Source organism: Streptococcus infantis (genome assembly GCF_021497965.1).
GTDB lineage: Bacteria > Bacillota > Bacilli > Lactobacillales > Streptococcaceae > Streptococcus > Streptococcus infantis_B.
Genome location: NZ_CP046525.1, coordinates 519059 through 534018, shown reverse-complemented (window position 1 = coordinate 534018; position 14960 = coordinate 519059). Strand labels below are relative to the sequence as shown.

At 40.7% G+C, this 14960-nt stretch carries 7 protein-coding genes and 2 pseudogenes; all 9 read right to left on the bottom strand.

The annotated features are described in order from the left end of the window. Window positions 1-42: 42 nt before the first annotated feature. Window positions 43-1311, bottom strand: a complete 1269-nt coding sequence (locus tag GOM46_RS02675; RefSeq protein WP_235083937.1) for a cell division protein FtsQ/DivIB — start codon at window positions 1309-1311, stop codon at window positions 43-45. Between the two features lie 9 nt (window positions 1312-1320). After that, window positions 1321-2379, bottom strand: coding sequence for a UDP-N-acetylglucosamine--N-acetylmuramyl-(pentapeptide) pyrophosphoryl-undecaprenol N-acetylglucosamine transferase (locus GOM46_RS02670; RefSeq protein ID WP_235083936.1), 1059 nt, complete (start codon window positions 2377-2379; stop codon window positions 1321-1323). Between the two features lies 1 nt (window position 2380). Continuing rightward, window positions 2381-3733 carry a UDP-N-acetylmuramoyl-L-alanine--D-glutamate ligase gene (murD, locus tag GOM46_RS02665; RefSeq protein WP_235083935.1) on the bottom strand — a complete coding sequence of 451 codons (1353 nt, stop codon included), beginning with the start codon at window positions 3731-3733 and terminating at the stop codon, window positions 2381-2383. A gap of 262 nt (window positions 3734-3995) precedes the next feature. Then, window positions 3996-4058, bottom strand: a pseudogene (locus GOM46_RS08415) (hypothetical protein); the annotation flags it as partial. A 111-nt stretch (window positions 4059-4169) separates the two neighbouring features. Continuing rightward, window positions 4170-10472 (bottom strand): annotated as a pseudogene (gene bgaA / locus GOM46_RS02660) (LPXTG-anchored adhesin/beta-galactosidase BgaA); the annotation flags it as partial. 293 nt (window positions 10473-10765) lie between these two features. Next, entirely contained in the window at window positions 10766-11323 is a 558-nt protein-coding gene (locus tag GOM46_RS02655) for an SMI1/KNR4 family protein (protein WP_235083934.1), read from the bottom strand. A gap of 15 nt (window positions 11324-11338) precedes the next feature. Then, window positions 11339-13087, bottom strand: coding sequence for a glycoside hydrolase family 13 protein (locus tag GOM46_RS02650; protein ID WP_235083933.1), 1749 nt, complete (start codon window positions 13085-13087; stop codon window positions 11339-11341). Window positions 13088-13244: 157 nt separating this feature from the next. Continuing rightward, complete coding sequence (locus tag GOM46_RS02645) at window positions 13245-14000, bottom strand: SDR family NAD(P)-dependent oxidoreductase (protein WP_235083932.1); 756 nt, start codon at window positions 13998-14000, stop codon at window positions 13245-13247. Between the two features lie 20 nt (window positions 14001-14020). Next, complete coding sequence (gene rnz, locus GOM46_RS02640; protein WP_235083931.1) at window positions 14021-14950, bottom strand: ribonuclease Z; 930 nt, start codon at window positions 14948-14950, stop codon at window positions 14021-14023. Between the last annotated feature and the right edge of the window lie 10 nt (window positions 14951-14960).

Sequence of the window (14960 nt, the reverse complement as noted above, 5' to 3'; positions counted from 1 at the left end):
CTTGTCAAGTAAAAACAAGTAACTGAACGAATCATCTGAAACTTAGCGACTTTGTGTTGTTTGAGTCGTCTGTGTTGTTTGATCTTGATTTCCTTGCTCAGCTTGTTTTTTCTTCTCTTCTTCCTGCTTCTTCTTTTCCTCTTCTTTGGCTTTGACTCTTTCGTCATCCAGAGCCTTATCCACTAGACTATAGCTATAGATACCGACCTCCATGTCAATACCACTAGGTACTGTCAACTGTGGTTTTATCTTACTATAGTAAGGTAATTTCTTCCCTAGTTCTGATAATGGCACCAAAATCTCGTCTGTATCATACATGGTAATCTTTAGAAGGTCACTTGTTACCTTACTTGGTGCAAGTTCAATCTTCTCAATCTCTTGCTTAATTTCTGGACTAACTTCATTTAGCTGAGAAATTAGGGTTTTAATCTGTTCCTCATCATTAAAGAGAACAGATATGTATTTTTCAGGTAAGTTAGCCGCATTAACAGCTGTTGATTCAATACTTCCACTAGATAAGATTGGATAATAGTTATCTCCTGAAACTGAATAAGCTACAATTTCAAATTCCTTCACTTCAATGGTGAAGTGAACTGGGAATTGATAAACTATCTTAGCCGATTCAATCCAGCGATCTGATTTAACCATTTCAGCATGCTTATCTTTATTTAAGAGCAAGCTAATTGTATAGTCACTATCCTGAATACCAGAAGCTTCTTTGACTTGGTCTGCAGTTGTCTGAACAGTCCCCGTAACCTCAATATGTTTCAGAGTAGACAAAGGAGTTAGAAGATAAATAGACAAGAACAAGATTAAGAAACTTGGGACGAGGATTGTAACTGCTCGCCAGATATGAATAGAAGGAATGGCCGGTTTTGGAGGTTTACTCTTGGTTTTTACCTTTTTCTGTTTCTTAACCTTTTCGTCAACTTTTTCTTTCTCTACTTGATCCTGACTCTTAGCGTCTTCTTGTGAAATTTTCTCCGAATCTTTCTCTTCATTTGAAGTCTCATCGCTAGTATCTGAATCCTTCTCTTCAGATTTTTCGGATTCTTGGTCTACTTCATCAGAACTTACAGATTCCTCTTCCGTTTTTTTACTCAAATACTCTTGGTTTTGTTTCTGCCATTCTGACAATTCTTGAGTATTTTCAGAAGCAGACTTTGCTGCTTGTTCTTCTTTTTCACGAGCTTCTTCCGCAGCTCGTTTTGCTTCTTCTTCAGCCTTTTTTTGAAGATATTCTTGATTTCGTTTTTGCCACTCTGACAATTCTTTGCCTTGAGTATCCTGATTCTTTTTATCCTTTGACATCAATTTTCCTTATGATAAATCTTTTTTTAGTAGCTCATAAAAATCTGCCACAGATTTTAATTCCTGAGAATTCTTCATCGTGTTTTGATAGATCTCTTTGTTGGTCAAAAGTTGATTTACTTTTTCTTCCAAAGTAGACAAGGTCAAGTCACTCTCTTGCAACTCCTCTGCATAGCCTTTCTTCACAAAATAGGCTGCATTTTCAATCTGATCTCCACGGCTGGCTTCACGACCCAGTGGCACAATGACGTGCAATTTAGCCATAGCAAGGAGTTCAAAAATAGTATTGGCACCACCACGAGTGATGACCACATCAGCCAGATTCATGAGTGGTTGATAGAGTTCCGTCGCATAGTCAACACGGTAGAGGTTTGAGCTTAGTTCATTTAAACTAGCATCTCCTGTCAGGTTGATGATATTATAGCGACTAGTCAGTTCTTCCTTGTGGTCTGTAACTAGTTGGTTAAAGACACGCGCCCCAGCAGAACCTCCAACAAAGAGAAGAGTTGGTAACTTACTATCAAAATAAGTTCGAATGTCCACCATTTCTTCAGGTTCTTCCTCAACTAGACCAGAAACCTTAGTCACGGCTCCAACATGCTCTACCTTAGTGAGACTAGACGCTTGTTCAAAAGTAGAGTACATCTTGGTCGCAAACTTATAGGCGATTTTATTGGCCAAGCCCATAGAGAGGTCAGACTCGTGGATGAAGACTGGTACTCTGCATACTCGCGCTGCGATAACAGGCGGAACAGATACAAATCCACCCTTAGAAAAGAGGGCTTGTGGACGAACTCGAAGCATGATAAAGAGCGATTGAAGAATTCCAAACGCAACTTTAAAGACGTCAACCATATTTTGCCATGAGAAATAACGACGAAGTTTTCCTGTTGCAATAGAATGGAAGGTGACGTCCAAACCTGACTTGAGAATTTCATGATGCTCAATCCCGTTCTTATCACCAATATAGTGAACTTCCCAGCCATCTTCGATAAACTTAGGCATTAACAAAAGGTTGAGGGTAACGTGTCCAACCGTTCCCCCACCTGTAAATACTATTTTTTTCATATTATCCCTTTAACTCCGCTACAGTGTCGATGAAAAGATCTCCACGTACTTCAAAGTTAGCATACATATCCCAGCTTGCATTAGCAGGACTGAGGAGAACCACATCTCCTTCTTCTGCAAGTTCAAAAGCCTTGCGAGTTGCATCCGCTATATCCGTTGCATCAACATAAGCAACACCGGCTTTATCTGCTGCACGCTTGACACGTTCTGCAGACTGACCGAGGATGACCATTTTCTTAAGTCCAGTAATATCTGGAACCAATTCGTCAAATTCATTCCCACGATCCAAGCCACCGGCAATCAAGATAACCTTGCTATTGTCAAATCCAGACAAGGCTTTTTGAGTTGCTAAGATATTGGTTGACTTACTATCATTGTAGAATTTCACACCCTTGATTTCATCTACGAATTGGAGACGGTGTTTCACACCACCAAAGGCTGACAAGGTTTCCTTAATGGTTTCATTGTCAACACCACGAAGTTTAGCTACAGCAATGGTTGCAAGAGCATTTTCTACATTGTGGCTACCTGGAACACCAATCTCATCAGCTGCCATGACTTTTTCGCCACGGAAGTATAGATAACCACCTTCAAGATAAACTCCGTCAACCTTTTCTAGTGTTGAGAATGGTACTACAGTCGCATTTGTCTTTGTCGCAAGTTCTTTAGCTAATTCCTGGTTGAAGTTCAATACTAGGTAATCAGCTGCTGTCATATTACTTTGGATATTCCACTTAGCTTCAACATAAGCTTCAAAAGAACCGTGATAGTCAATATGTGTTGGCATCAGGTTGGTGATAACAGCAATTTCAGGATGGAATTCCTGGATTCCCATTAATTGGAAAGAAGAAAGTTCCATGACAAGGGTATCCTTATCTGTCGCAGTTTGGGCCACTTGACTAGCAGGATAACCGATGTTACCTGATAAGAGGCCATTTTGCCCAGCTGCAGTCAATACTTCTCCAATCATGGTTGTCGTCGTTGTCTTACCATTTGAACCAGTAATACCGACGATTGGTGCCTCAGAAATCAAGTAAGCTAACTCAACTTCAGTCAATACTGGAATGCCTTTTTTTAGTGCTTTTTCAATCATAGGATTGCTATAAGGGATCCCTGGATTTTTTACCATGAGGGCAAAATCCTCATCCAATAATTCCAAAGGATGGCCACCAGTTACAACCTTAATCCCATCTTCCAAAAGACTTTGAGCTGCTGGATTTTCCTCAAACGGTTTACCGTCATTAACAGTCACAATGGCACCTAGCTTGTCCAAGAGACGAGCTGCAGATTCACCAGATTTAGCCAAACCTAGGACTAATACTTTCTTATTTTTAAATTGATCAATTCGTTTCATTTCTAGAACTCCATTTCTACTCTTACTATTTTACCATTTTTATGAAAATAAAAAAGCCACAAAGGGCTTTCTTATTTGTTTTTTGTTATTTATGAAGTTGGTAATCAACTTTAACATCTGTGCCTAGGTATTTTTATACGAAGAAACATAAAAAAGCGGACAAATATTAGTCCTATCATTAAGGAACTAGCTTTGTCCACTTTTTATTGTCGAGATGGGTTCAGCCACCCACTTTCTTGGATTTAGATGATGTTAGACCATTCTATTCTTGATCTTTTTTCTTACCCATTGCAAACAATCCAAGAAGCATACCTACAAGGCCTGCTGTTGCAAGATTAGCATTTCCTTTAGTACCTGTTTCTGGGAGAATATGTTGATGGCTAGCAGGCGCTTGATAAGTCTTATCTTGAGACATAGCAAGAGACACCATTGTTTGCTCATCTTTGTATTCTGGAACCTCATTGACTGCTGCTTCGACCGCGTTTACACCACCTGTGTATTCTGGAATTTCGTGAACAGCTGGTTCCGTCTTGGCACTTTCAACTTCTGCTCTAGTTAATTGAATGCGATATTCCTTGACGTGTTTTCCACTTTCTGAAACAAGATGAACCAAGACTGGAAGTTTATCATCACCACTATCAACAATAGTTGCTGCTACGTTTTCGCCAGCTTCTACTGTTACATTTGGACGAGTACCAGTGTAAGTCACACGGTAATCTACACGATCTTCAGAGAAGTCTGAAAGTTCTTTACCATCTACAAGAAGTTTCGCACTTGTGCTATCTTTAGGTTCTTCACTTGGTGCAATGAAGGTCAATTCAGTGATAGCAACACCCTTCTTATCAGCTTTTCTATCCATACGCCATCTCATGGCTTTGGTTTTAACTGGTGCGAAGGTGACATGGATATCGGTTCCAGCTTCTATTTCTTGATCTGCACGGTATTCAACCTTTTCCCAATTAGATGGTGTATTGAATGGATGTTCTGGATCGTATGGTTGATAGTTAGAATAGTATTCTGGTGCATCAAAGTCTGGACCGATGTAGCGTTCTAGGACGAGTTTAGAAGGTGCGTCTGTTCCACCATCTGAGAAGAATCGAATGCTTCCTTCAGCGACTGTGCGTTCAACAATCTTACCAGCTTCTCTAAAGATAACCCCTACTGAAACTTCTGGATTGTCAGATGGAGTTGGAGACCAGTTGGTCCAACGACGACTTTCATCATCTGAACCATCATTGACATAGTCCACACGGTCACGTGAGCTTGGATCAATATCGTTGGTTGCTGAAGCAAATGAGCGGTTGCTATCATCATCAAAGTCAGGGTTATCTGATAGGTTTTCACCGAGTTTATCAGTGACACGTACCGCTACTTCAGCAGTTAAATCAGTACCTAAAACGCGACCATGAACTGTAAATTCACCTGCTTTTGTTAGATTTTCTGAAGGCACTGCTTCCCAGTCAACATCCAAGTCTTTGACTTCATAGCCATCTTTACCTGTGAAGTAAACAGGGAATTTCGTAGGTAACTCAAGGGTTTGTCCTTTAGCAACCAAGCGAGATGATTTGGCAACAGTAACAGGTTTACTCGCGAGCAAATCTTTATCATTTGTGAAGTGTAGGCGGTATTCACCTAGAATATCACCGTTTTCAGCCTTGACAACAACACGGACTGGATCTCCTTCACGTACGCTTGGTACAACTGTTGCAATACCATTTTCAATAACACTGGCTGTAACAGTAGGAGCTTTTCCTTGGCTTGCTTCAAGATAGTAGTCAGTTAAGCCTGGGTTAAAGTTTGGCAAATCTTTTCCATCTACTTGGATTTGTGCTTGAGCTTTCTTGGCTGCAGCTACTTGTTTAGAGAAGATTTGAATTTCTGTGATAGAAGTACCCCATTTATCATCAGGATTTGTCATACGGATACGAACCGCATAAGTGTTGACTTTATCAAAGCTAAAGTGAGTCATTTCTCCAGCTCTCACTTGATCTGGAGCTTTAAGATTTGTCACTTGTTTCCAGTTATTGTCATCGTTAAAGACGTGGTCTTCACTAGCTACAAAGCTTGGGTTCTTAGGAACTGTTGGAACATCTGTTCCTACATAGTATTCGATGACATAAGACTTAGGTGCACCAACACCGTGATCTTCGTGGAAGGCTACATTTAGGTTATCAACTGATCGTTTAGACAGGATACCAGAATCACCAAAGAGAATTCCCACTGATGCTTCACTTGTACGTTTCCAGTTTGTCCAGCGGTTTGCTGGTTGGTCATTAAATGAGATTAGCTTGTCATTGACATTGGCTACTGAGTCACTTGGATTTGAGTCTGATGCAAAGGCAAGTGGTAACTCTGAACCTGTCCACTGGTCAGAAATGTTAGCACCAGTTTCTGTCTGAGCAGATACACGAACATGAAGTTTTGTTGGTAACTGAGTACCTTCCACCTGTCCTGTCACTGTAAAGCTGCCTTCATTTGCATATTGGCTTGGGTCAATTGCGTCCCAAGTTACCTTAGCTGAAGATACTTGGCCATTTGAGTGGTAAGTACGAACGCTTTCTGGTAATTGAGGAGCTTCTGAAACCGGAGTTGTTGTAGTCACTTCTTCGACTGCAATGATACCTTCTACAGAAACTTTAGCATGAGCTTCGTCTGCAATTCCTTCTACTTTACCTAGAACATCAAAGGTATGGTACTTAGCAAGGTCTTCTTTAGCAACTGCTTGCCAAGTCACCTTGTGAACTTTTGGAAATCCTTTATCGTACTCTACGGTTACTGTATCAGGTAGACTTGGTGCTTGGTTCAAACCTGTCACGACACTAACTGGGCGAATAGCTTGGACGACTTTGCTTTCAGTATTCGCTTGAATATTCAAGTCAATCTGACCTTCAGCTCCTTCAAATTGGGCTTTCAGTGTTACTTGACCAGGTTTGTGCAATTCAAGCATACCTTTACGAACAGCAACGTCTCCCTCACCCGTAGTTGAGAAGGTTACCTTGTCGGCTTTCAAGACAGCCTCAGTACCATCTTGATAGTGAGCAAAGACCTTGATTCCAACTGTTTGGTCTTCTTTCAGAGCATCTGCATTTTCTACCACTAGGCTCAAACGTTCAATCTGAGGAGCCTCTTGTAAGAATTGGATAGCATACGTTTGAAGTGCTCCACCATCATTTGGTTGAACATAAATGTTTGCACGCATACCATTTGCTTCATTAGCTTGGATAACTGTCACTTGAGCATTTTCAGCTGTAGCTTTGACCTCTGGCAAAGCTACTCCATAAGCAAGCTTGTGGTATTTTACAGGCTGGTCAGTTGAAAGACCTTCAACCGCTTGAGCCGCCACAGTTACACTTGGTATTACCGGATTAGCCACTTCTCCTTCTGCAACTACGAATGTAGCAGCGATTTCATCTTCACCAGAAATTCCTTTAGCTTGGATGCGAGATCCTGGGATCGCTAGTTTAGCTTGATCTTCAGTTGCCACTTCCCATCTATCAACATCATAGCTTCCTAAAGTACCATCCGATACTACATAGGAAACAGATTTGTCAACTTCACTTAGGTCGGTACTTGGTGCAATTCTCTTAACTACAGGTAATTCTGTTTCGAGTGCCAAGATTTCAACACGCGCTTCGACGTCGCGTCCATCTGCCACACCTTTCACAGTCACAATACCTGGTTTGTTAACATCAACTGCTGACCATTCTACAGGATGTTTTGCACGGTTGCCATCACTGTAGATAAACCCTACTTTTGAAGGCATTTTCGCTGCTTGACCGATAACTGTACGTACTTTAGTTACCTCTGTACCAAGAATTGTTTTTTCTGCTTGGTCATTCTTACCTGTGAAGATAGTTGTTTGACCAGATTTCAAGAAATCAGAGTGAGCTGTCAAGGTGAATTTACCTGCTTGCTCAGTTGATTTGACAATCACAACACCCTTACCATTAAAGGCTTTGCGAATCCATGAACCATCTGCTTGTTCTTTGTAACGTTCACGGCTGGCTTGTTCCCCGTTATCCACACCGACAATCTGACCTTGTCCATGCAACTGGAAGCGAACAAGATTATTGGCTGTAGGAACTACGTTACCTTTACTGTCAACAATTTCGTAATAGATATAAGTGAGGTCTTTTCCGTCAGCTGCGATAGCATGTTCTTCTTTGACCAAACGAACCCCTGCAGGTTCTCCAGCGGTCACAATCTTATCACGAGCAACGATGTTACCAGCTTCGTCACGAGCTACTGCTTCTAAAGTACCTGCTTCAAAAGCAACCTTCCATTCAAGGTAAAGTTCATTCGGTTTAGCACCCTCTTGGTAAGTACGTCCATCACTTGTTTGTTTTTTAGTAAATGTCTTCTTGCCTAGAGTATTACCATTCAAGAATAGTTCTACACTTGCCGCATTAGAATAGGCACGGACTGGAATATTACCATCTGCATCCGCTACATTCTCTTTTAGGGTAGGATTTTCCCAGTTCCAGTGAGGAAGCAAGTGAACCATTGGTTTCTTCTCAGCAGAAACCCATTGGCTTTGGTACAAGAAGTAGTCATGTTTTGGAATACCAGCTGTATCTACGATACCAAAGTACGAGCTTTTAACCGGTGTGTGGTTTTGGTTGTGCCATGGAGTCGGTTCACCGATATAGTCCGTACCTGTCCAGATGAACTGACCTGCATAACCAGCATTGTCACGGTCAAAAGTCCAAGATGCTGTAGCTGTTTTACCCCAACCAACACGGTCATTACCGTAGTCTGATTGCTCGTAATTACGGTAAGCCTGATTGCTGTGGACCAATTCACGTTCTGGGCGGAAATAACTTCCACGTGTACGAGTAGCTGAGGAAGTTTCAGAACCGTAAATCAACCAATTTGGATGTTTTGCACGAAGTTTCTTGTAGTTATCTTCTGAGTAGTTAAAACCAACGGCATCAAGTTCATTGGCAATCTTTTCATGGTCACCACTACCATCACCAAAACGGAACTTATCTGCTCCCATAGTGACATAGCGTGTCTTATCAACAGCCTTGATAACTTGAACCAAGCGTTTAACTGTTGCTAGAGAACGAGGTTTCCCGTCTGCTTCACCGATTTCATTACCGATAGACCACATAACGATAGCAGGGTTGTTCTTTCCTCGTTCAACCATGGTACGAAGGTCAAAATCAGACCATTTTTCACCTTTCTTAGCGTCTGGGTGAGTAGCATCTTTGTCAAAGAAGCGACCGTAGTCATACTGTTTCTTACCACCATACCAAGTGTCAAAGGCTTCTTCTTGAACCAACAAACCTAGTTCTGCAGCAATCTGCAAAGTTTGCTCACTAGCTGGGTTGTGGGTTGTACGGATAGAGTTCACACCCATATCCTTCATCTGTTTCAGGCGACGGTATTCTGCCTTATAGTTTTCTTCAGCCCCTAGAGCTCCGTGGTCGTGGTGAAGAGAAACTCCATGGAATTTAATGCGTTCACCATTCAAAGAGAAGCCTTCATTTGGTGTCCAGTTATAGTAACGGTAACCAAACAAGTCCTTCTTAGCATCGACCAATTGACCATCACGATAAACACGAGTCACTAATTCATAAAGGGCTGGTTTATCGTTAAGAACTGTCCAGAGTTTTGGTTTTTCAACTTGTAAAATAGCATTTAAGCTTGTTGATTGATGTGCTTTCAAGACTTGGCTATCTGTACGAACCAAGTCTGTTACAGCTTGACCGTTACGTTCAATAATTTGGTATTCAGCAAGAATTTCATGATCTTTGTCATCTGTGTTGACAATCTTACTTGTTACATGAGTATCAACCTTGCCATTCTGTTGTTTCTCAAGGTCTGGTGTTAAGATGGTTGTTCCATTCTTTTCAGCATGGACCTTATCTGTAACTTGAAGGTTAACATCACGGTAAATACCACTTCCTGAATACCAACGACTACTTGGTTGTTTATTAATGGCATGGACTGCGACGACATTTTCGCGACCGTCTTTATTGAGATAGCCAGTAATGTCATATGAGAATTGGTTATAACCATTTGGATAGTGACCTACTAGCTGACCATTGACATAGACCTGAGAATCCATATAAATTCCATCAAATGTGATACGAACATTCTTATTGAGATCTTCCTCATCAAGTTTAAAAGTCTTACGATACCAAGCATCACCACCATTTAGCTGTCCACCCTCATTTTGGGCAGGAGAATCATGGTCGAAGTCATTGTAAATACTCCAGTCATGAGGAAGGTCTAATTTCTTCCAGCTTGATACATCGGCATCTGGTTTGATAGCATCTTTTGCATTGGCATTGAGTTTGAAGTGCCAGTTTTGGTTAAATTCTACTTTTCTATCCTCAATCAACTGTTTTACCTCATCATTAGTTGCAGGTTTGAGCTCTGGTTTCTCTGTTTGAGCAGATTGATCTTGAGTCACAGCTGGAGCTTGTTTCTCTACTTCGGAAGTTTCTTTCTTCTCAGCAGTAGCTCCAGTAGTTGGAGCCTCCTCTTTTTTCTCTACTTCATGTTCAGTTCCAACTACTTCACTGGTGACAGGTTCTGTTGTTACAGGTTGTTCAGGAGCCTTTTCAACAACAGCTTCTTCTTTAGTGATTTCCTTATCCACATTTTCTGTAGCAACAGTGACTGGAGTTTCATCTGCAGATACAGTACTTGCACCAGCTAGATTGGCTCCAAATAAAACAAAGCATGTTCCTATAAGCACTGAGCATGTTCCCACCGTATATTTACGGATGCTATAGACTCTTTTTCGATTCCAATGATCTTTTCCATAGGCTTCTCCTTATTAAGGAACCGCTTCTATTTTTTGTGAAAACGTTATACTTTCTTGTTTTAATTATTTCTATTTTATTAAATAACATAAGATACTTCAATAGAATCCCTATAAAAATCATACTTTTGATTTATTTTTCTATAATTTGTAGAAAAGCTTAAATTTTAAAATGTACATTTGGATCAATACGCCAAAAAAGCTGTTTCTATCAGTGAAACAGCTGTTACTGAAAACTATTCTGAATTTACCTTCGGTTACTGACTATCCTTCTTTTCTTTCAACATCTTGAACATCTCATTTTTACGCATTTCTAACTCTGCAATTTGCTGGAGTAAAAGTCCTGAAAAATCACATTCAAGCTCTTCCGTTTCTCCACTATTAAACCAATCTAGAGCTACTATGTGATTGTCCTTATCAAAGCAGAAAACCACATCTCCATCACCGATGATAGATAGAAATGGAATATAGTCAACAAATCCTAAATCATGTAATTCCTTAGTTTTTATTCGAATGTCTAGGAAGTCTGGGATGCCATTTGCAATTCCCAAGACCTTAATACCTCGGCAGAAGGTCCAAAAAGGAGCTACGTCATATGCCTTGGCTCTTGGCCATAGCTCTTCTCTGACTTCCATAAAGAGGCCTCCAAGAGCTGACATGGTGAATTCTCTAAAATCTTCTGGCAGAGAAATGCCGTATTGGTTTTCAAAATCCTGGACATCTTCTTCCGATGGTTCATTGCCCATGCAGGCGACAACTTGATAAGTTTCCTTATCATAGTGACGAAAATAATCATAAACTTCCTTGAGTGCCATTATTTTAATCCTTTTTTACTCAGAAATATAGACCACAAATCCATCTGGTAAGATGATTTGTTGTCCCTCCTTAACCTGACAATGACTAGACAAATCAACTGAATCTCTGTCCAAGACAAAATTTTCCTTAGACTGATTAAAGATAGCTTGAACTTCTTTTCGTTCGTAGGTCCACTTCAAGGAAAGAATATCTGGCTTCACTTCTTCTAGCTTATAGGTTCCATATTGAATAATGCTTGAAATTTCCTTACGGACCTTGATTAATTGCTTCATGAAATTCAGCATATCATTGTCCTCAGAGACACGATCCCATGGCATGACACGACGGCAGTCAGGGTCTGGTCCACCTTTTAGTGCCAGCTCTGTTCCATAATAGATACATGGAGTTCCTCGCTGAAGGAAGAGGAAGGTTAGGGCAGCCTTAACATGCTGGATATTCCCATTGGCAGTTGTGAGGATGCGCTCTGTATCATGAGAATCCAGAAGGTTAAACATCACTTCAGCAATTTGTTGCTTGTAGTACATAGACTGGCTGTTGATTTCTGAAATAAACTGATCTGTCTTTTTATGCTGACGCAAGAAATAGTCTTTGATACTTTCAGAAAGAGGGTAGTTCATAACTGCATGAAACTCATCCCCTTTTAGCCAAGGTTGAGACGTGTGCCAGATTTCACCTAAAATATACAAATCAGGCTTTTTGGCCAGAACTGCATTTCTGAAATCTCTCCAGAACTTGTGGTCAATTTCATTGGCAACATCCAAGCGCCAAGCATCGATATCAAAATTTTCAATCCAATAGGTCGCAACACTCAAAAGATAGTCTTTAACTTCAGGATTGGCTGTGTTTAACTTAGGCATATAGCTGGCAAAAGCAAATGTATGATAAGGTAATTCTCTGGCCTTCTTAAGCTTATCCTCAGTAATTGGAAATTCTTGAATATGGAACCAATCCTTATAAGTTGACTTTTCTCCATTCTTCAGAACATCTTGCCACTGAGCCGACTGATAACCGATATGATTAAACACCGCATCTAGCATAATCTTGATGCCACGTTTATGAGCTTCATCGACTAGATTACGAAAGACTTCCTTATCTCCAAAATGACGATCAATTTCAAAATAATCCGTTGTATCATACTTGTGATTGGTCGTCGCTTCAAAAATCGGACATAGGTAAAGTCCTGTGATTCCCAAGTATTTTAGATAGTCTAGGTGGTCGATAATTCCTTGCAAATCTCCACCAAAAAAGTCATCTCTACCCGGGGAAATCTCTGCATCCCACTCTCTAGCTCCATCTGGAGTTAGGTCAGGATTTCCATTGGCAAAGCGTTCAGGAAAAATCTGATACCACACAGCTTCTGAAACCCAACTAGGAACCTGGCAACCATCGATTTCGTGAATGTAAGGAAGTTTAAAGCCATTTCCATCAGCATCCAAGTTTTCTTGAGTATATTCTACACAACCCTTATCACCATAGTAGACACCCTGGCCTTCTGTATCAAGAAGTTCAAAGAGATACTGAATCCGTGCAAAATCAACAGACACTGTAACCTGCCAATAATCAAATAAAGCATCTGAGGTTACTTTTGTCATTTCCTTCTTGGCTTCATACTTATCCTCAATGAAAATAAAGGGATCACCATAATGCAAAATGACCTTTTGAATATCATCTTTCTTTGTTCTGATTCGGATATGCAACTGATTTTCTTTATAAAGATAAGCATACTCTGATTCTGGTCTATGATAAATGGCTGTTAATTCCATGTCTTGTCTCCTATAATCAATAAAAACGCAAACGTTTTCATAAACGATATTTCTAGTATACTACTTTAAGAATTGATTTGCAATACTTGGTGAAATTTCACAAAAAACACCCCAAGAGCCAGTTTTTTAGACTAACTTTTGAGGTGTGAGTGAGATTTTACTTATAATTAAAAGTCTCCCCAGCTAACTTATCTGCTAACTTTGGAAAGAGGGTGTAAAACTTATGGGCTAAATTTAGCAAGGCTGGGAGATTGAGCTCGCGTTTGTTTTTTCCTATGGTCTTAACAATTTTTTTAGCTACTGCATCTGGCTCGAGTAGGAAGCGGTCGACCGATTTGAGGTAGGTCCCATCTGGGTCTGCCTGGTCAAAAAATCCTGTACGGATAGGTCCTGGATTAACAGTCGTCACATAGACACCATAGGGCATGAGCTCTAAGCGAAGAGCATTTGAAAAACCGATGGCCGCAAACTTGGTCGCAGAGTATAGACTAGACTTGCCAGTTGCTATCAAACCTGCCATACTGACGATATTGATGATATGTCCTTTTCGGATTTCCTTCATACGAGAAGCAACCAAACGAGACAGATTCATCAAAGCAAAGGTGTTAACCTCAAACATCTGATGAATATCTTTATTAGAAATCTTATCGAAATCCTCAAAAATCCCATATCCTGCGTTATTAATCAAAACATCAATCTTTCCATAGCGCTGGTAAAGTTCAGCTACTAGGTCTTCTAGGGCTTGAGCATCGGTAATGTCCATCTCGACCAATTCTGCCTGAGGATGATTTCCGTATAGTTGAGCTAGTTTTTCCTTATCTCTGCCGAGTAAGATGAGTTGGTCATCTGGCAAGAGTTTGACCATTTCTTGGGCTAGACCTCCTCTAGCTCCCGTAATGAGAACAGTACGCATCCTTATCCTTTCTCAATCTTCTAGATTTCCACTTCTTCCAAATCTTTAACTACATGGACATTTTCAAAAATCGTTGCAGCATCTTTCTTAAGCTGGCTAATGTCTTTTGAAAGAAAACGGGCGCTGATATGGTTGAGCAAGAGTCGTTTGGCTCCCGCTTCTGTTGCAACCTGCGCAGCCTGCATATTGGTTGAGTGGCCATGATTGCGGGCAATTTTCTCATCACCTTTACCATAAGTGGACTCATGGACAAGAACATCTGCATTGACACCAAGACGCACACTAGCATCTGTTTTTCGAGTATCCCCTAAAATTGTAATAATCTTACCAGGTCGCGGTGCTGAAATATAATCTGCTGCCTTGATCTCGGTGCCGTCTTCTAAGACGACATCCTGACCGTTTTTAATTTTTCCAAAAAGAGGGCCGAATGGAACACCAGCAGCCTTGAGTTTCTCAGCGTCCAAGGTCCCTTCTAGATCCTTTTGCATGATACGATAACCAACGCAGAAAACAGTGTGGTCCAACTCTTCTGCATAAACGGTAAACTTATCCGTTTCAAGGATTTTCCCAAGAGAATCTTGGTCAAATTCATGGAAATGAATCTTGTAGGGCAAACGTGATCCAGACACACGTAGACTAGTCAAAACAAAAGACTTGATACCTTGAGGTCCATAGATTTCCAAATCTGTCTGCTCTTCATTGGCTTGAAAAGCACGACTGGAGAGGAAACCTGGCAAGCCAAAGATATGGTCTCCGTGCAAGTGGGTGATAAAAATTTTGCTGATTTTTCGTGGTCGAATCGTGGTTTCCAGAATGCGATTTTGCGTTCCTTCTCCACAGTCAAAGAGCCAAACTTCATTAATCTCGTCCAAGAGTTTCAGGGCAAGGCTTGAAACGTTGCGGGCTTTAGAGGGCTGACCAGCCCCCGTTCCTAAAAATTGAATATCCATTCGATACTTT